The organism is Belliella filtrata (assembly GCF_022549775.1).
In the GTDB taxonomy this organism is placed as follows: domain Bacteria; phylum Bacteroidota; class Bacteroidia; order Cytophagales; family Cyclobacteriaceae; genus Belliella; species Belliella filtrata.
The window spans coordinates 22792-41351 of record NZ_JAKZGP010000024.1; the positions used below are offsets into that span (position 1 = coordinate 22792).

The 18560-nt window shown below is 37.5% G+C and carries 16 protein-coding genes; 6 read left to right on the forward strand and 10 right to left on the reverse strand.

From position 1 onward, the window contains the following. Positions 1-1023 carry a DNA polymerase III subunit delta gene (gene holA, locus MM239_RS10565; protein ID WP_241348206.1) on the reverse strand — a complete coding sequence of 341 codons (1023 nt, stop codon included), beginning with the start codon at positions 1021-1023 and terminating at the stop codon, positions 1-3. 279 nt (positions 1024-1302) lie between these two features. On the opposite strand from holA, the gene MM239_RS10570 reads away from it, so the two are divergent. Next, positions 1303-2010 carry a tetratricopeptide repeat protein gene (locus MM239_RS10570; protein ID WP_241348207.1) on the forward strand — a complete coding sequence of 236 codons (708 nt, stop codon included), beginning with the start codon at positions 1303-1305 and terminating at the stop codon, positions 2008-2010. Between the two features lie 4 nt (positions 2011-2014). On the opposite strand, the gene MM239_RS10575 is transcribed toward MM239_RS10570, so the two are convergent. Together MM239_RS10575 and MM239_RS10580 are read right to left on the reverse strand one after the other, a co-directional pair. Beyond that, a complete protein-coding gene (locus tag MM239_RS10575; RefSeq protein ID WP_241348208.1) occupies positions 2015-2857 on the reverse strand; it encodes a universal stress protein in 843 nt (280 codons plus the stop codon). Between the two features lie 11 nt (positions 2858-2868). Beyond that, positions 2869-3789 carry a 2-hydroxyacid dehydrogenase gene (locus tag MM239_RS10580; RefSeq protein WP_241348209.1) on the reverse strand — a complete coding sequence of 307 codons (921 nt, stop codon included), beginning with the start codon at positions 3787-3789 and terminating at the stop codon, positions 2869-2871. Between the two features lie 407 nt (positions 3790-4196). Between MM239_RS10580 and MM239_RS10585 the strand changes: the two genes are divergently transcribed. Together MM239_RS10585 and serA are read left to right on the forward strand one after the other, a co-directional pair. Then, complete coding sequence (locus MM239_RS10585; protein WP_241348210.1) at positions 4197-5057, forward strand: DUF2911 domain-containing protein; 861 nt, start codon at positions 4197-4199, stop codon at positions 5055-5057. Between the two features lie 371 nt (positions 5058-5428). After that, on the forward strand, positions 5429-7321 hold the full coding sequence (gene serA / locus MM239_RS10590) for a phosphoglycerate dehydrogenase (protein WP_241348211.1): 1893 nt from the start codon (positions 5429-5431) through the stop codon (positions 7319-7321). Between the two features lie 141 nt (positions 7322-7462). Here serA and katG read toward each other — a convergent pair whose 3' ends face one another. Then, positions 7463-9676 carry a catalase/peroxidase HPI gene (gene katG, locus MM239_RS10595; RefSeq protein ID WP_262918615.1) on the reverse strand — a complete coding sequence of 738 codons (2214 nt, stop codon included), beginning with the start codon at positions 9674-9676 and terminating at the stop codon, positions 7463-7465. A 259-nt stretch (positions 9677-9935) separates the two neighbouring features. Here katG and MM239_RS10600 point away from each other — a divergent pair, with 259 nt between their 5' ends. Continuing rightward, positions 9936-12344, forward strand: a complete 2409-nt coding sequence (locus MM239_RS10600) for a penicillin acylase family protein (protein ID WP_241348212.1) — start codon at positions 9936-9938, stop codon at positions 12342-12344. Between the two features lie 27 nt (positions 12345-12371). Next, positions 12372-12785, forward strand: a complete 414-nt coding sequence (gene msrB / locus MM239_RS10605; protein WP_241348213.1) for a peptide-methionine (R)-S-oxide reductase MsrB — start codon at positions 12372-12374, stop codon at positions 12783-12785. A 65-nt stretch (positions 12786-12850) separates the two neighbouring features. On the opposite strand, the gene MM239_RS10610 is transcribed toward msrB, so the two are convergent. The 4 genes from MM239_RS10610 to MM239_RS10625 form a co-directional block, all read right to left on the reverse strand. Further along, positions 12851-13804, reverse strand: coding sequence for a DUF4097 family beta strand repeat-containing protein (locus MM239_RS10610; protein ID WP_241348214.1), 954 nt, complete (start codon positions 13802-13804; stop codon positions 12851-12853). Beyond that, a complete protein-coding gene (locus tag MM239_RS10615) occupies positions 13794-14183 on the reverse strand; it encodes a TM2 domain-containing protein (protein ID WP_241348215.1) in 390 nt (129 codons plus the stop codon). The genes MM239_RS10610 and MM239_RS10615 overlap by 11 nt, the downstream gene beginning before the upstream one ends. Then, the gene (locus tag MM239_RS10620; RefSeq protein WP_241348216.1) at positions 14176-14481 is read right to left on the reverse strand and encodes a DUF2752 domain-containing protein; all 306 of its coding nucleotides are present in this window, start codon (positions 14479-14481) and stop codon (positions 14176-14178) included. Before MM239_RS10620 ends, MM239_RS10615 begins: the two co-directional genes overlap by 8 nt. Positions 14482-14590: 109 nt before the next feature. Next, a complete protein-coding gene (locus MM239_RS10625) occupies positions 14591-15676 on the reverse strand; it encodes an oxygenase MpaB family protein (protein ID WP_241348217.1) in 1086 nt (361 codons plus the stop codon). Positions 15677-15724: 48 nt separating this feature from the next. Here MM239_RS10625 and MM239_RS10630 point away from each other — a divergent pair, with 48 nt between their 5' ends. Further along, positions 15725-16621 (forward strand): TolB family protein, encoded by an 897-nt coding sequence (locus MM239_RS10630; RefSeq protein ID WP_241348218.1) that lies wholly within the window; start codon positions 15725-15727, stop codon positions 16619-16621. Between the two features lie 91 nt (positions 16622-16712). On the opposite strand, the gene MM239_RS10635 is transcribed toward MM239_RS10630, so the two are convergent. Both MM239_RS10635 and MM239_RS10640 read right to left on the reverse strand, forming a co-directional pair. After that, positions 16713-17681: a transketolase family protein gene (locus MM239_RS10635; RefSeq protein ID WP_241348219.1), complete on the reverse strand. Its 969-nt coding sequence runs from the start codon at positions 17679-17681 to the stop codon at positions 16713-16715. A gap of 12 nt (positions 17682-17693) precedes the next feature. Beyond that, a complete protein-coding gene (locus MM239_RS10640) occupies positions 17694-18545 on the reverse strand; it encodes a transketolase (RefSeq protein WP_241348220.1) in 852 nt (283 codons plus the stop codon). Between the last annotated feature and the right edge of the window lie 15 nt (positions 18546-18560).

The following is an 18560-nucleotide window of genomic DNA, read 5'->3' on the forward strand; positions in this document are numbered from 1 at the left end:
TTAATGCATGATTTTGAAAATCAATTCTTTGAGAATTTGGGATTCATCCATCCCATTGGCATTTACACCTTTAGAACGTAAATCTGCCTCTCTAAGGTATGTAAAAGACTCAATAACCTTGCCCAAATTGTAATTTCTGGCAGCGATACGATATTCTTTCACAAAGAAGGGGTTCACCCCTAAACTTCTCGCCAAATCTTGATCTGATGCCTTAGACATTTCATGTGCAAGAGCGATCTTTTGAAAATAGTTGAACATCAAGGCAATCATTGGAATCAATGGGTGTCCTTTTGGGTTCTGCCCAAAATAATGAATAATTTTATTTGCTTTGATTACATCTTTCACTCCAATGGCTTTGGTAAGCTCAAAATTGTTGTAATCCTTATTGATACCGATGTATTGCTGTATGTGACTGGCGTCAACTTGTGTGGAAGAGGTAAAATTGATCAGCATTTTACCAATTTCATTGGTGAGCACTTCCAAGTTGTTTCCAATACTTTCTGCTATAATAGAAGCATTGCGATCGTCAATTTGGTGACCTTTTGATTGAATATAATCTTTGACCCATGCAGCCATTTTGTAATCAGGTACTTTGTCTGATTTGACCAGGATGGCTTTCTTATCAAGCTCCTTGGCTAGAGCCTTTCGCCCATCTAACACTTTGTACTTGTGAGCAAAAACCAAAATGGTACTTGGTAATGGGTTCTTGAGGTAATTGATTAATAGACTATCTACCTCCTCTTTTCCAAGACCAACTATATTCTGTGCCTCTTTCACGATCACTACTTGACGATCTGCCATCATTGGGAACCTCCTGGCATTACTCATAATCGCTGGCATTGGAGCATCTTTCCCATACATCACTGTTTGATTGAAGCCTTTTTCATGCTCAGGAATGGCATTTTTTTCAATGTAGTCACTGATAACATCTATAAAATATGGCTCCTCTCCATGTAAAAAATATACTGGAGCATATTTTCCAGCATGGAGATCTTTGATGATGTCTTCTGGTTTACTTGGCATGTCTAAGTTTTTCGAATCAAAGATATAAAGAATATGAATATCCTCAAGGATAGATAAGTTTGATTGTGGATTGAATGATTGTTGAATATAGGTTCATGTCCAATTTTTCAATTCTCTAAAATAGGCTTGTCTCACTACCACCAATGAAACGTAATAAATATTAGTCTTAAAAATTGGTAATCATTTGTCAATTTTAAGCGGAATATTAAACTATTCTAGATTTCTTCTAAACTTTATCAGTCTTACCTTTGTATGTATAATATCACAAAAAGATAGATAATGGCAAGTTTTGAGCAAAGTGTAGCATATTTCAAGTCAGGAAAATTTGATGAGGCATTGGACAACATCAATGAATGTCTTAAAGAGGATAGCGACAATAAAGAGTTTTTATTTTTCAGAGCTAGAATATATTCACGATTAGGTAAGTTTGATTTATCATTAAATGATTTTGATCGATTGACAGGTTTCGAGCCATTTAACCCTACCTATATCAGTGATAAAGCCGTGGTACTTCATCTTTTAGGAAGAAATGAAGAAGCCGCATCTGAATTTGACAGCGCGTTAAATCTTGAACCAAATAACCCTTACCGATATAGTAGTCGGGCATACTTCAAAGACCGAATCGGAGATTTGCAAGGGGCCATAGACGATTATACCAAGGCCATTGAAATGGATCCAGAAGATGCCGTAGCATACAACAACCGAGGACTCGTAGAAGAAAAACTTGGCTATAAGGAACTTGCACAGCGTAGCTTTCAGCAAGCCGACGATTTGGTAGGATACAAACCAAAATCTGAAAACACAGCATCTTCAGATGAGCATATCAACAAACAGAAAGCTAAGGAATTCACTATGCCAAAACAAGAAAATCCCCCCAACTCATTGAATGTAAAGGGATATTTTGACGTTGTAAAGAAGCTTTTTACAGACAAGTCTACACGCGATGATTTCTTCTCATTTATTGCTTCTGGATTCAAAAACAAATAAAGGGTTAGCCATTCTTGATCACAAAGAGTGGCTTATTTATAAAATAAGACATTTTCCTGGACAGGTTTTGAGCAAATATTTGATCAAACCATGATTTCTTTTTGCTCATAGTAACCAGAAGATCTCCTTTGGCTGTTACAAGATAGTTTTCCAAGCCTAAGCCTACGCCATCTCTATAAGCTTTGAAGATGTAATTTACTTTATCGTATTTTATAAATGGTTTGATTTCTTCCACCATGGTTAGGTGTAAGTGCTTTTCTATGGACTTGGTATTCGTACTTACGTGTAAAATATCTACTTCTGAATCAAAAAAACTTGCTAGCCTGGTTACTTTTTGAATGGCCAGCTTATCCTCTTCTATGTAGTTGGTAGCATATACGATTTTCCTTGGATGTTTGAAATAAACCCTTCTAGGAATAAGTAAAAGATCAATCCCAGTCAAATCCATTAACCTAGATGCCCTTGTTCCAATGAAGTTATTCTTGAAATCATTCACACCTTCAGTTCCCATGATGATCATGTCGGCATTTTGATCAATCGCATAATCATTGATAGCTTCCACTATTTTACCTTCTCTGATTGCAGTTGTACAAGAATTTAAGCCCTTCTCTATACTTTCTGACTTTACCGCAGCAAGAAGGCTATTAAGTTTCTTTTGAATAAAACCTAATTGATCAGTCTGTTGGCTTTCTTTGACCATTAATTTCCAGTAATCTTCCACATTTGGAATATGTAAAAGAATCAAATCAGCATGGTATTTTTCGCCCAGTTTAGCAGCATATTCAATGGCATTCAATGAACATTCAGAAAAATCAGTTGGACAAATAATCTTAAAATTAGTTTCCATTTTTATTGGGATTAGTACCCTCTTTTTCTATCAATTTGATTGATTAGAGGTTGTTGGTTTAGTATGTTGTGGTAGTTTTTTACGATTTGTGGTACTGCGGCTTTGGGATTTGTCACACTAGCGATATGTGGCGTCACCTGAATCTTTTCATGTGACCAAAATGGATGATCTTCAGGCAATGGTTCTTCCGAAAACACATCCAAAAGTGCTCCTGATAAAAGCCCTTTGTCCAATGCCTCTACAAGGTCTTTTTCTTCAAGATGTTTTCCTCGAGCCACATTTATCAGATAGGTACCTGCCTTGCATTTTTGAAAAAACGCTTTATTCAAAAATTTGGTAGTATGAGAAGTCAATGGTAGAAGACAAACTATGAGGTTACATTGATTCAAAAAGTCCTGTAATTGATCCCCATAATAATAAGAATAGGAAAGCCCATTTTTTGGTGAGTTTCCATATCCCGACACTTCTAATCCTAGTGCTTGTAATTTATTGATCAAATCTCCACCGAGCTCCCCTACTCCCAAAACACCTACATGTACAGGTATCTCGGGCTTTGACATATCCCATTTCCGCTCTAGCTGTTGCATTTGATACCTCGTCCACTGGCGATGATAATTGAGCACCCCCATGATTACAAAATTACTCATTGAGAATGTTAATTTCGGATCTACAATTCTGGTAATTGGCAAGTTTTCGGGGATTGTTTCATCCGCTAGAATATGATCTACTCCAGCACCCATAGAACAGACAAGCTTTAAGTTAGGGAATTTGGTCAAGTAACCCTTTGGATGATTCCAAAGCAAGACCACGGTTACATCTTCAAATCTCTCAATATCAGGATACACTTGAATATCTATTTGATTATCAATGCCTATTATCTCTTTTTCCCAGATTTCGGTGCTCCTACTAGGAGAAATTATTGCAATCCCCATTAAAACTTATATTTTAATTTTCAATAATTTATTTGAATAGAATAGTGTAATCTTTTATACATCAGCTCAAAATTTGTGTCACATTATTGTCACATCGCTGATCAAATTTGATAAACCACAAGTTTATCGAAAGTCAAAAACTAGGCATCATTTTTTGAATCAGCAACTTACAAGATTTTGTAAGTATAGACAATTAACAAAATTTGAATTTTAGTAATAAAATCAGATTATACTTGAAATATATTTTTGTAATTCGAGTTTAATCAAAGCAATCTATAAGACGAAAATTCCATCAAAATACATAAATTGCTTTGTCAAATATACGAGAAATATCTCTCACTATACAGGATGAAGAGGTAAAGTTAGGGTATTAAATATAATTAACTAAACAAATCAACAATAAAACCATGATTAAATTGAATCTTTCTGGTAAAATATCTACTATCATTTGTAGTTTACTATTTGTAATAACCGCACACGGTCAACAAATAGACATGCCACAAGCAAGTCCAGCTGCCACAATTTCCCAAAAAATCGGTCTTACAGATGTGAAAATTGAATACAGTAGACCCAGTACCAAAGGAAGGAAAATCTTCGGTGAACTTGTTCCTTATGGTCAGGTTTGGAGAGCCGGAGCCAATGCAGCTACCGTAATAGAGTTTTCTACTCCAGTCAAAGTCGAGGGAAATAATGTGCCTGCTGGAAGCTATGCTATCTATGCCATCCCTGAGAAAAATGAGTGGACCTACATCCTTTCTACCAACACGAAGCTTTGGGGTGCTGTAGGATACAATGCTGAAGATGATTTCTTGAGATTCAAAGTAAAAGCGGGTAAAACTGGTCAAAAATATGAGACTATGGAAATTGGCTTTACAGATATGACAGATACTGGAGCTAGTGTAGTTTTCAAATGGGAAATGGTTAAAGCTGAATTCCGCATAGAAACAGAAGTAGATCCAATTGTAATGGATCAAATCAAAAAATTGGTGATCGATCAAGAACCTACGAATCCAGGACTTTATTACCAAGCGGCCAATTATTATTTCACCAATAAAAAGGACATGAACAAGGCTTTGGAGTGGATCAATAAATCAGTGGATTCTGATCCAAAATATTGGACAGCTCACCTAAAAGCAAAGATTGAGCTTGAATTGGGCAAAAAGAAAGAAGCTATAGAAACCGCTAAAATGTCAATGGAAATGGCAAAAGAAGCAAAGAATCCAGACTATGTAGGGCTTAATGAAAGGCTAATCAAATCTATCAAGTAAACCTTCGATCCAATGTCTTAAAGTTTAGACCTGATAGGTTTTACATCAAGTAGGGTATGTGCGAATAGTTACCCTTTTCCAATACGCTGAAAAAACCTATCAGGTCTTCTCAACTTTACGAAACGACCTTGATCCTTGATTAAATAATTTAATTGGACATTGTACCTTATGATTCAGTCTTGCAGCGGCTCAATGTCCTATTTATGATTTGAGGCTAAAAAAATTTCAAAACAAATTCTCACCTATTTTTTAATACAATCGATTTCGAATCTTCTGTAGAATTGGCTTAGAAAGTATTTTTTCTAATTAAAGTGTTTAATTTTTAAGAATATCCTAATTTTGAGGACAAATCATTAATAAACCACTATAAAATGCCTAGTAAAACAAAATTCATCATCGATTTTGACAGTACATTTACACAAGTAGAAGCATTGGATGTATTAGGGGAAATCAGCCTAAAGGAAGATCCAAAACGTGATGAAAAATTAAAAGCTATTAAAGATATTACTGATTTGGGAATGGAAGGCACTTTGAATTTCCGAGAAAGCCTAGAGAAGCGTCTGGAAATCTTAGAAGCCAACAAATCTCAAATTTCCGAGTTGATCGAATCCTTGAAATCCAAAGTTTCAAAGTCTTTCCACAGAAACAAAGAGTTCTTGGAAGAGCATGCTAATGATATTATTATCATTTCTAATGGTTTCAAAGACTTCATCACTCCTATTGTTGGACAATATGGTATCAAGTCTGATAATGTTTATGCCAATGAATTCATTTATGATGAGTCAGGCAAAATCATTGATTTCAACAGAGAAAACATACTTTCTAAAAATGGAGGTAAACCCGAAACGATCAAATCTCTTAACTTAGAAGGAGATATCTATGTGATCGGTGACGGTTATACTGACTATGAAATCAAAGAATCTGGTCTTGCAAATAAATTTTATGCTTTCACAGAAAATGTAGCTCGACCTAAAGTAACTTCCAAAGCTGATCATATCGCTCCTAGTTTGGACGAGATCCTATATGTTAACAAAATGAACAAAAAATTCTCCTACCCAAAAAGCCGTATCAATGTGCTGTTGCTTGAAAATGTTCATCCAATTGGCGTTGAACTTATGCAACAAGAAGGTTACAATGTCGAAGTAATTTCTTCAGCATTGTCCGAAGATGAACTTGCAGAGAAAATAAAAGACGTCAGCATTCTAGGCATCAGGTCTAAGACTAATGTTACTAAGAAGGTATTGGAAAACGCTAACAGACTGATCTCTATTGGAGCTTTCTGTATCGGTACAAACCAGATTGACCTTGATACTTGTACAAAAAAAGGTATCGCAGTCTTCAATGCGCCATTTAGCAATACCCGATCAGTTGTAGAAATGGCAATAGCGGAGATCATATTCCTGATGCGTAACTTCCATGACAAATCTCTTGGAATGCACAAGGGTATATGGGACAAATCGGCCACAGGAAGCTTTGAAATCAGAGGTAAAAAGCTAGGCATAATAGGATATGGGAACATCGGTGCACAACTCTCTGTCTTGGCAGAAAATATGGGAATGGACGTTTACTATTATGATGTAATCGAAAAGTTAGCTCTTGGAAATGCTACTAAAATTGATTCATTAGATGATCTATTGGCTCATTGTGATGTGATCTCACTTCATGTGGACGGAAGAAAAGACAATAAAAATATCCTAGACAATGAGAAGCTAGCAAAAATGAAAAAGGGTGCTTACCTTCTTAACCTTAGTAGAGGGCATGTAGTAGACATCCCTGCACTCAAAAACGCATTAAATTCTGGTCACCTTGCAGGTGCTGCCGTAGATGTGTTTCCTGAAGAACCAAAGAATAATGATGAGCCATTTGTTTCAGAGCTGATTGGATGCAAAAATGTGGTACTTACCCCTCATATTGGTGGGTCTACTTCTGAAGCACAGGTTAATATCGCAAGGTTTGTACCTGGTAAGATCATGGAATACATCAATACTGGAAACACTTACAACTCGGTCAATTTCCCAAATATTCAATTACCATTTTTACAAAATGCGCACAGGTTGATTCACATCCATCAAAATGAGCCTGGTGTTTTGGCAAAAATCAACCGAACACTTGCTGATTATGAAATCAACATTGTAGGACAGTATTTGAAAACAAATGAAAAAATCGGATACGTGATCACAGACATTGATAAGGCATATTCTCCTGAGGTGATCGATAAAATGAAGGAAATCCCTGGCACTATTAGGTTTAGGGTTTTGTATTAAGAGATTTACTCGCTTGTTACTTTGCCCTTGATCATAACAAGTGAAAAAAAATGAGATAATGTAATCAGATTACAATTAGACTTATAAAAAAGGTGGCTCTAAAAATAGAGCCACCTTTTTATTTGAAATAAAATGAACACATTATTTGATATCAAACCTATCAAGGTTCATCACTTTGTCCCAAGCTTTCACAAAGTCTTTGACAAATTTTTCTTTGGCATCATCTTGAGCATAGACCTCTGAAATAGCCCTGAGCTGAGAATTTGACCCAAAAATCAAATCCACTCGCGTACCAGACCACCTCACTTCACCAGTCTTTCTATCATGTGCCTCAAATACATCCTCTTCTTTTCTTGAAGGTGCCCATCCTACACTCATATCGGTAATGTTCACAAAGAAATCATTTGTCAACTTCCCTGGTGTCTTGGTCAAAACGCCATGCTTACTTTGCTTATAATTGGCATCAAGTACGCGCATACCACCAACCAATACAGCCATTTCAGGTGCACTCAATGTAAGAAGCTGAGCTTTATCTACCAGCATTTCTTCATCTGAAACAGTGAATTTCGCTCTTCTATAATTTCTAAATCCATCAGCCTCAGGCTTGAGTGCCTCAAAAGAATCAGCGTCAGTCTGATCTGCTGTAGCATCAGCCCTACCTGGAGTAAAAGGTGCTGTGATAGCGTATCCTGCATCTTTTGCCGCTTTCTCTACTGCTGCACATCCACCTAACACTATCATGTCTGCCATTGAGACAGATTTACCATAAGCTACTTTCACTTGCTCCAAGGTATCTAGTACTTTTTTGAGTTGTGCTGGCTGATTTACATCCCATCCAATCTGTGGCTCAAGCATGATTCTTGCTCCATTAGCTCCTCCTCTCAAGTCAGAGCCTCTAAATGTAGAAGCTGAAGACCATGCAGTATACACAAGTTCTGATATGCTTAAACCTGACGCTAAAATCTTTCCTTTCAATGCTGCTACATCAGCATCAGAAATCAGTTCATACACTACTGGTGGTATTGGATCTTGCCAAATCAAATCTTCTGCTGGTACTTCGGGACCAAGATACCTAGACTTAGGCCCCATATCCCTGTGCGTAAGTTTAAACCAAGCTCTAGCAAATGCTTCTGCAAATTCTTCAGGATTCTTGTGAAAATGTTCTGAAATCTTTCTGTACTCAGGATCTTCACGCATTGCCATGTCAGCGGTAGACATCATGATTTTCACTTTGATGTTACCATCTTCAGCATCAGGTGCATGATCTTCAGGCTTGAGATCTTTAGCTTCCCAGATATGGGCGCCTGCTGGACTTTTGCTCAACTCCCACTCATATCCGAAAAGGACGTCAAAATAAGACATATCCCACTTGGTAGGTGTAGGTGTCCAAGCTCCTTCAAGACCTGAAGTGATAGTATCTCTTCCTTTACCACTCTTGAAGCTACTCTTCCAGCCAAAACCCATTTGCTCTATCTCCGCTCCCTCTGGCTCTACTCCTACCAAACTTGCATCACCAGCACCATGAGTTTTTCCAAAAGTATGACCACCAGCCGTCAAAGCTACTGTCTCATAATCATTCATTGCCATTCTGTCAAAAGTCTCTCTGATATCTCTAGCTGAAGCCAAAGGATCTGGATTTCCATCTGGTCCCTCTGGATTCACATAGATCAATCCCATTTGAACTGCTGCCAATGGATTTTCTAGGTCCCTTTCTCCTGAATATCGTTTGTTGCCAAGCCATGTATCTTCGGCTCCCCAATAGATATCCTCTTCTGGCTGAAAAATATCCTCTCTACCTCCTGCAAATCCAAAGGTCTTTAGCCCCATAGACTCCAAAGAAACGTTTCCTGTCAAAATGAATAAATCAGCCCATGACAACTTATTTCCATATTTTTGCTTGATCGGCCAAAGTAGTCTTCTGGCTTTATCCAAATTCCCATTATCTGGCCAACTATTCAGTGGTGCGAATCTTTGGTTTCCCGTAGAAGCTCCTCCTCTACCATCCCCCGTTCTGTATGTTCCTGCGCTATGCCAAGCCATTCTGATCATCAGAGGACCATAATGGCCGTAATCAGCTGGCCACCAATCTACCGAAGTAGTAAGCACTTTTTCAATATCTTGTTTTACTGCAGCTAAATCAAGTTGCTTGAATGCCTCTGCATAATTAAAGTCCTCTCCCAAAGGATTAGATTTTGGTGCATGTTGGTGAAGAATCCCCAAATTGAGTTGATTTGGCCACCAATCTTTGTTCATGGATCCATTTCCTCCCAATCTCGTATTTCCTCCATGCATAACAGGACATTTTCCTCCGCTTTGATCTGGATACTTGTTAGATTCACTATTGATATCTGCCATAATTAAAATATGTTGTTAAGGGTTTAGAAAATAATTTCAAATTGATTTCACTAATGTAGGTAAGTAATTTCAATATAGAATCATAGAAACGATTGATAAAATCTATCAATTATTCATTCAAACTATAGGCTTTAAGTTAGTCAAAATCTTTGACACCTGCCGATAATTTATAGAACAATTAAGACTGATTTATATCAGGATAGAATTCAAAACAGAAAAACTTCCTAAATTTAAATTCACATTCATAGAAAATAACCTCATGAAAAAAATCTTGTTCGCACTTTTGGGTGTTTTCTTCCTACTTATCGTAGGGTTTCAAATTATCAGCCACTTGTATTCTCCAAAATATCATGGGGAGATAGTTCTAGATGAATTAAAGTCAGATGCTGATATTTTTTACGATAACTATGGAATTCCTCATATCTACGCCGAAAATGAGCATGATGCCTACTTCTCACTCGGGTTTGTGCATGCACAAGATAGGCTTTTTCAAATGGAAATGATGAGAAGGGTTGGTTCTGGGACTCTTGCTGAGCTCCTTGGTGAGGAATTACTTGATGTAGATAAATTTTTCAGAACCTTAGGGATTCCAAAGCATGCCACATGGAGCAATTCTTTGTGGGAAAGTCAAATTGATACTCCATGGAAAGACGCAACAGACGCCTACATAGCTGGTGTAAATAGTTTTATTGAAAATGGAAAGTTGCCAATAGAATACACGCTTTTGGGAAGTAAACCTAGACCTTTTACTTCTGAAGATGTCCATAGCATCATAGGCTATATGTCATTTACATTTGCTATGGCGATGAAAACAGATCCTTTGGTTACAAAAATGGTAAGAACATTGGCACCATCATATCTAGAGGTACTATCTATACATACCTTACCAAGCCACCATGTTATACCAAATAATTATCCTAAAAGAACTGAAGAAGGAAAAATTCAAAGTGATAAACTTTTGAGCTTATTAGACAAGCTGCCTGTACCACTTTTGGAGGGCAGTAATTCATGGGTAATTTCCCCTCAAAGAACATCATCTGGAGAAGTATTATTTTTAAATGATACTCACATCGGTTTTGCCCAGCCATCAGTTTGGTATGAAGCACATATAATATACCCAGACTACAGCTATTACGGCAATCACCTGGCAGGAGTTCCATTTGGACTAGTGGGGCACACAAGGACACATAGCTATGGACTTACCATGTTTGAAAATGATGATCAAGATTTCTATGAAGAGCAAGTTGATCCTAAAAATGCCAATCAAACCATTTATAATGAAGGCTTCGCCCCCATTAAAAGCAGGATAGAAAAAATTCCAGTCAAAGGAAAGGCAAGTATAGATTTTGAAATTAGGGAAACAATCCACGGACCAATCATGAACGATGTGATTCCTGAAATCGGAAAACTTACAGCTAACCCAGTATCTAGCTGGTGGGTCTATGTTTTAGAACCGACAAGAGCCTTGGAAGCCACCTACAAGCTTTCACATGCTAGCCATATACAGGAAATGGAAGCTGCCGTAAGTCTCATTCATGCTCCTGGATTGAATGTAATGTATGGTGATAAGCAAGGAAACATTGCTTGGTGGGCAGCTGCCAAGCTTCCTATTAGACCAAAACATGTCAATAGTAAAGTTTTCTTGGACGGTCGCACGGATGGAGATGAGCCAGAAGGTTGGATACCTTTTGAAGAAAATCCAATGTCAGTAAATCCTGAAGCAGGGTTTGTTGCTTCAGCAAACAATCAACCTGACACACTTTCCAATGGCATTTTCTATCCAGGTTACTATTACCCAGGAGATCGCTGGGATCGTATAGCCAAAGTGATTAGCGCTAAGACAGACTGGACCCAAGAAAGTATCAAAGAACTTCAACTCGAATCAATCAATGAGAACCACCCTATCAATGCAAAAAGTATGATAGAAGTGGTGAATCCTGACCTTTTCAAAGGCTATGAACCCGTTAGAGCTAGTTTGGAAAATTGGAAAGGTGACCATCACCTGAACAATATCGCACCAACTTTGTATTACAAATGGCTATTCCACACGCTGAAGTTGATGATGTCGGATGAATTAGGACAGGAAGATTTTGAAAGCTTCTTAAATACCTTTCTGTATATCAGAAGTGTACCTACACTCCTACGCACAGAAAATTCTCCTTGGTGGAACAATGTGAACACAGAACAAGAAGAAACTAGAAGGGAAATTATAGAAAATGCTTTAACCATAAGCTTAGAAGAACTTAAAAATCAACTTGGTAAGAATAGTAAAAAGTGGACATGGGAGAAAGTGGTCACCTTAGAGCATGAGCATCCACTTGGAGCCAAAAAACCTCTAGATAGAATTTTCAATGTAAAAGCTCCTGTTGTAGAGGCCAATGAAGAAGCTGTCAATAAATTGGCATTCCAACTCAATGGAAGTGGAATTTATAAGGTGAAATCAGGACCAGCCATGAGGATTGTCCTTGATTTTGCCAATGTAGAATCATCCGAATCAATCCTTCCAACTGGACAAAGTGGTAACTTGTTCAGTCACCATTACAAAGATCAAGCTGAGATGTACTCAACTGGTCAATATAGACCTCAACTGATGAACGAATCTACCATAAAGAAAGAATCGAGAAACAACCTAAAATTGAAAACCAAAAAAGACAATCATCATCCGTAAGTTGCAAACAAATAAACCAAAGACGACATGAGTAATAAAAAATATGAATTCGAAAAGTCAGATGAAGAATGGAAAGAAGAACTCGATGAAATTAGCTACCATGTGTTGAGACAAAAAGGCACCGAAAGACCAGGCACAGGAGCTTACAATTTGAATAAAGAAACAGGGATCTATGAGTGTAAGGGATGTGGAAATCCTATTTTTCACTCTAACTCAAAATATGATTCAGGTTGTGGTTGGCCTGCATTTACACATCCAGTAAATGAAGATGCTATTGAAGTAAAAATGGATTATTCCCATTTCATGATTAGGGAAGAGATATTGTGTGCCAAATGTGGAGGACACTTAGGACATAGATTTCCTGACGGCCCTACTGACAGAGGTGGGATCAGGTATTGCATCAATTCTGTCTCAATGGATTTTAAAAAAGAAGAAAGGTAACGTAAATAGTAAAAAAAAGACCAGCAGGGAAACTGGTCTTTTTTCTTGTGGTTTTTGTAGTTGATTTATTCATTCGAAATCTTTATGCTACCACTACTCGCCTTTCCTTTTATGATATGGCTACTTCCATTATTGATTTCTAGTCTTTTTGAAGATTTTTCCTCACCTACTTTTACAGAACCAGAATTCGCTACAAGATCATAATCGAAAAGTTTCAAATCTGTAGGTGTTTGAATCTTTATACTTCCAGAGCTTGATTTCAATTGTGTATGTTCGCTTAATCCTGATGCCGTAGCTGATATTCCTCCTGAGCTTACAGACAAATCTCCTAAATACTTCACTTGATTGAGTTTGATCGACCCAGAATTCACCTTGGCATTTACCAATCCTTCTACATCGTCTAGCCTAACACTACCTGAAGAAGCATTGGCATCAATGTTTCCTTTGATTTCATTCATCCTGATAGACCCAGAATTTACTTGAGCCACGATATCACCCACAGCACTTTCCAGTTTGATGCTTCCAGAACTTGCTTTCAATTGAATTTGATCTACTTCAAGTGCCAGCGCTTTGATAGAGCCTGAGTTCACTTTGAGATCAATCTCATCATGATGTACATATTTCACATCAATCGCTCCAGAACTATTGAAAATATTCAGCTTAATATTTTCCGGTCCAGTCAGGCTAATAAACCCTCTTTTCTGCCCCCCGAAATTGAAGAAGTTGATGTTCGAAGATTCACCAGATACTTCTATGATGAGCTTGGATCCGGATTGTCTATACTTCAACTCGATATCACTACTCTCTGGAACCTCTGTATAGCCATCCAGTACTACTACGGATGTATTTTCATTGCCTTCGTAGCTGACTTCAAGAAACCTTCCATTTACCTCAATTTCCTTTATTCCTTCAAACGATTCCTCATAGGACTTCGGAACCCCCTCTTGTTCTATATCACAAGCCCAAGAAAAGGAAAGTAGGAGTACTGCTGGAAGTATTTGATTAAGCTTAATTCCCATTTTGTCCTGTGTTTTGGTTGATATGATAGTTTGCATTAGACATCATAGCCAATGTCTCATGAGCTACTTTCACATTGTATTCATAGGCAAGACTTTTATAGTTGATCAAATCGACAATCGTTCCTATGAAACATAAACCTGCAGTCAGTAAGTAAAGAATACCTAACCCTATCTGTCCTATGATAAATCTGTGCAATCCAGCAAAGCCGAAAAACCCTAGCAAACATAGGATCAATATCATTTGATTATCCTTTCTTCTGGCGCGATATACTTGAGCGAACATATTTGCTTGTTCCTCATCCATGTTTTTCAATATACCTTGAATATATCCCAATTCCATACCTTCTAATTCAGGAAGGTGTTTTAATACGTTAGCCATTTTGTTGAGTTGTTTTAAAGTTTCTAATCAGTTCATAAATTCTAAAGATAATCACTGCAAATGCAAACATTGCCAATGGATGCATGGACCAAGAAGCATGAAAGTCTCCTTTTGTCAATAAGCTCATTGATCTTCCCAATCCGCAGCCTGGGCACCAAGTGAATCCTAGGTTATCCAAAGGGCAGAGGCTGAAGTGATCGGCACTATACGGATCTATTCTTAAGATCCCAATCAATGCTCCGATCCAAAAGATCAATTCTAAGGGCAATTTTCGAAATGTAGTGATAACCTTTCTCATTTGTAGTCTAAAGTACGAAAAGGATGCCAATGCATAAAAAGGCTAAATATGCGCTAATTTAACAGTTTTTAAGATGAGCGCTAACTAAAAACGGACAAAAAGTGTACGATTATGAACGAATCAGTTCAGGTATCCTTAAAGAAACCTCTTTCCCAAAATTCCTTTTGGTTTGAAGATGGAAGTCTTGTCTCATTCGAAAGTATGTAGGTTTCAATCCAGACTGTCGAAAAAAACTAAGCTGTAGTAGAAAATTATAAAGGGGTCTCGGAAATTCAGCATATTGTCTAATACCCAAAATAGAAGATGCCTTTTCACCAACAAAATAAGCGATGATTGTCTCTGAAAGGTCTGCTAGACTACTATCTTGAATTGCATTTTTGTAAAAATTTATCAAAGAAGTCACCAAGAATTTTCCGGCATCTGATTCTTTCATTTGCCTTTTTCTAATCAAACTCTCTAGCTCATATGCCTCCTTTGCGGTATTTGGCCAATACTGTATATCAACTCCCATATAGAAACCCACAATTTTCCAATAATGTAAAACGGCTTCAAGCACATTCTTGCCTGGGAATCTACCTAATTTATCAAAGCCTCTTATCACCAAAAGGCTAAAAGCCAAGTTTGTACCGAGCATATCTTCTTGATTGATAGGAATTCCCCAGCTTGTTTCCCAGCCTATGGACTTATTTTTTATAAAATATCTGCTAAACTCATGAATCAACCTTACTTTGGATACTGTCCAAAGACTATCGGCATGCTCCAAAAAGTTACCTGGCTTGAAAATATCCATCACAAACAATGTAGTCTCTGCCAACCTCATTCCAATATCTTCTGTGATTCTTTTCGATCTGTAGAGTACTTGAGCTCCATCAGCAAATGCATAGCAATAAGGTAAAGCGTAAAAACCCAACATACTCAAATAATAACTTGAATTCTCTCTAAAAAAGTCATGTGCCAGCTTGACCTTCTCAATTTCAACCCAGTCTGGCGAAGTATCAAATGCATCAAAATATTTCTTTACAGCACTTGGAAGTTCCTCTCTCTGCTGTGAATCTGGAAGCTTATTCCAGGAATTTAATTTAGAAATAAGTTCTGGTTGAGAGACCAAAGTCAATAGCGTAGCCTCCGCAAGTTGATCGCCTTGGCTTCTTAGGTGATTCAGATTTTCTTGATTATAAAGTTTTAACTTTTCCACTTCATTCTAACCTTAGTTTTGTAATTTAGTTTTTGAAAAAAAGAATGAATGATGTTGAAATATGTTTTGTCTGGGTTTGTTTTCTTCCTAGTATCCATTGGCCTTTCCAATGCGCAAGGTAATACTGACCTGATTGCTGTAGATGTTAAAAAATCAGGAAAGAAAATGGAACTAGGACAAGTTTCTAAAATTACTGATAGAAAAGGCTATGATAATCAGCCAAGTTTTATAAATGATGTTCAATTGGCTTTTTCTTCTGCTGATGATGAAGGGAATTTCGATATCATCATTTATAATTTTGATTCCAGAAAATTCACCAACTTGACAAAAACTAAAAATCAAAATGAGTATTCCCCTAGGCTTACTGATTGTGGATTATATGTTTCTGCGGTGACAGTTGAAGAAAATGGAAAGCAAAGACTTTGGCTTTACCCTACTAATTTTGGTGAGCCAGAGTTACTATATGATGATATCGAACCAGTAGGATATTATGATTGGTATGATAACAAAGCTGCAATGTTTGTATTGGGACAACCCAATACACTAATATACCCCTATAGCAAAGATGATAAACTGACCATTAGTCAAAACGTGGGGAGAACTATTCGTAAACAGCCTAAAACAAGCGTAATAAGCTATATTGAAAAGCAAATTGAAGCTGAAAATACAAAGAATAATTCTTATAATATCAAGGGATTTGATTTAGAAAAAAGAGAATATCTGAACTTTGGTCAAACATTAGATTCAAATGAGGACTTTATCTGGCTAGACAAAAACCACCTCATTACTGCAAAGGGTAATGGTATATTCGTCAAAAATTATAAGGATAAAAACTGGACAAAAATCGGTGAAGTTAATTTATCTGGTTACGGAAATGTGTCTAGAATGGCTTATTCAAAGAAGCAAAAAAAATTGATCGTAGTAATGGACAGAATTGAGCATTAACAAGTTTCTCTTTTCTATCGCTTTGAAAAAAAATCCTGCAAAAACACAAAAGGTATTTGCAGGATTTTTTATCTAATAGAAAATACTTTACTTATTTTCTTGCGATTGCTGCTTTAGCTGCTTTTACAATGTTTTCAGCATTCAAACCATACTTTTCCATAAGCTCTGTAGGAGTTCCAGATTCACCAAAGCTATCATTTACACCAACATACTCCAATGGAGCTGGATTGTTTCTTATTAAAGTTTGTGCAATGCTGTCTCCAAGACCACCATTGAGTTGATGCTCTTCAGCAGATACTGCACAACCAGTTTTCTTCACTGATTCGATGATTGCTTCTTCATCCAAAGGCTTGATCGTATGAATATTGATCACTTCTGCAGAAATCCCCTCTTCTCTTAGCATTGCCTCTGCTACTACTGCTTCCCATACAAGGTGGCCAGTTGCAAAGATTGTCACATCTTTTCCTTCAATCATTTTCCAAGCTTTTCCAATCTCGAATTTTTGATCAGCTGGAGTGAATATTGGCCAGCTAGGACGTCCAAACCTCAAATAAACAGGCCCTTCGTATTCAGCGATAGCCATGGTAGCTGCTTTGGTCTGATTATAATCACAAGGGTTGATCACAGTCATGTGAGGGAGCATTTTCATCATCCCTACATCTTCAAGAATCTGGTGTGTTGCACCATCCTCTCCTAGCGTCAAGCCAGCATGAGACGCACAAATCTTCACATTCTTGTCAGAATAAGCAACAGATTGTCTGATTTGATCATAAACTCTACCTGTAGAGAAGTTTGCAAAAGTACCAGTAAAAGGGATTTTACCGTTGATGGTCATACCTGCTGCCAAGCCTATCATATTAGCTTCTGCAATACCAACTTGAAAAAATCTTTCTGGAAATTCCTTTTGGAATGCACCCATTTTCAAAGAACCAATCAAATCAGCACAAAGTCCAACCACATTTGGGTTTTTGCGGCCAGCTTCAAGCAAACCATCTCCAAATCCAGACCTAGTATCTTTTTTCTCTGTATATGTAAATTTTAAATCTAATGTCTTGTCCATCTTAGTCTTTGATTAATAGTCTCCTAAAGTTTCTTCCAATTGACCCAAAGCATTGGCTAATTGCTCATCACTTGGGGCGATTCCATGCCATTTGTGTGTACCTACCATGAAATCTACTCCGAAGCCCATTTCTGTATGAAGTAGGTTCAACACAGGCTTTCCTTTGCCTGTCAAAGCTTTTGCTTTTTCCAAGCCTTCAAGGACTGACGCCATGTCGTTACCTTGCTTTGTCTCGATCACTTCCCAACCAAATGCCACCCACTTGGCTTTCAAATCTTGTAGATCCATCACTTCTTTGGTAGGTCCATCGATTTGTTGTCTATTGAAATCAATGGTAGCAATCAAATTATCTACTTTGTGGTGAGCTGCATACATCGCTGCTTCCCATACCTGACCTTCTTGCTGCTCTCCATCTCCCATCAATACATATACTGTGCGATCATCACCATTGATCTTCTTTGCTTGTGCTGCACCCGTAGCTACAGAAAGACCTTGTCCCAATGATCCAGAGGCAATTCTGATACCCGGTAAGCCTTCTTCTGTTGCTGGGTGGCCTTGAAGTCTACTGTCAAGCTTTCTGAAAGTCTTCATTTCTTCTGCGGAAAAATAACCGCTTCTTGCTAACACGGAATACCATACTGGAGAAATGTGTCCATTTGAAAGAAAGAATAAATCTTCATTGGCACCATCCATGTTAAACTTGTTGTCGTGCTTCATCTGATTGAAATACAGGGCTACGAAAAATTCCGTACATCCTAATGAAGCGCCTGGGTGACCTGACTGTACCGCATGTACCATGCGAAGGATGTCACGTCTTACTTGGCTTGAGATTTTTGTGAGTTGTTCTAAAGGTTGTTTTTCCATTGGTTTGGAATATTG

Bases quoted from the DNA above. Each gene is read 5' to 3' on its own strand.
- MM239_RS10630 (WP_241348218.1), top strand. From the start codon at position 15,725: ATGATGTTGAAATATGTTTTGTCTGGGTTTGTTTTCTTCCTAGTATCC.
- MM239_RS10615 (WP_241348215.1), bottom strand. From the start codon at position 14,183: ATGGCTAACGTATTAAAACACCTTCCTGAATTAGAAGGTATGGAATTG.
- MM239_RS10585 (WP_241348210.1), top strand. From the start codon at position 4,197: ATGATTAAATTGAATCTTTCTGGTAAAATATCTACTATCATTTGTAGT.
- MM239_RS10580 (WP_241348209.1), bottom strand. From the start codon at position 3,789: ATGGGGATTGCAATAATTTCTCCTAGTAGGAGCACCGAAATCTGGGAA.
- MM239_RS10620 (WP_241348216.1), bottom strand. From the start codon at position 14,481: ATGAGAAAGGTTATCACTACATTTCGAAAATTGCCCTTAGAATTGATC.
- MM239_RS10570 (WP_241348207.1), top strand. From the start codon at position 1,303: ATGGCAAGTTTTGAGCAAAGTGTAGCATATTTCAAGTCAGGAAAATTT.
- MM239_RS10600 (WP_241348212.1), top strand. From the start codon at position 9,936: ATGAAAAAAATCTTGTTCGCACTTTTGGGTGTTTTCTTCCTACTTATC.
- MM239_RS10610 (WP_241348214.1), bottom strand. From the start codon at position 13,804: ATGGGAATTAAGCTTAATCAAATACTTCCAGCAGTACTCCTACTTTCC.
- holA (WP_241348206.1), bottom strand. From the start codon at position 1,023: ATGCCAAGTAAACCAGAAGACATCATCAAAGATCTCCATGCTGGAAAA.
- katG (WP_262918615.1), bottom strand. From the start codon at position 9,676: ATGGCAGATATCAATAGTGAATCTAACAAGTATCCAGATCAAAGCGGA.
- MM239_RS10640 (WP_241348220.1), bottom strand. From the start codon at position 18,545: ATGGAAAAACAACCTTTAGAACAACTCACAAAAATCTCAAGCCAAGTA.
- serA (WP_241348211.1), top strand. From the start codon at position 5,429: ATGCCTAGTAAAACAAAATTCATCATCGATTTTGACAGTACATTTACA.
- msrB (WP_241348213.1), top strand. From the start codon at position 12,372: ATGAGTAATAAAAAATATGAATTCGAAAAGTCAGATGAAGAATGGAAA.
- MM239_RS10575 (WP_241348208.1), bottom strand. From the start codon at position 2,857: ATGGAAACTAATTTTAAGATTATTTGTCCAACTGATTTTTCTGAATGT.
- MM239_RS10635 (WP_241348219.1), bottom strand. From the start codon at position 17,681: ATGGACAAGACATTAGATTTAAAATTTACATATACAGAGAAAAAAGAT.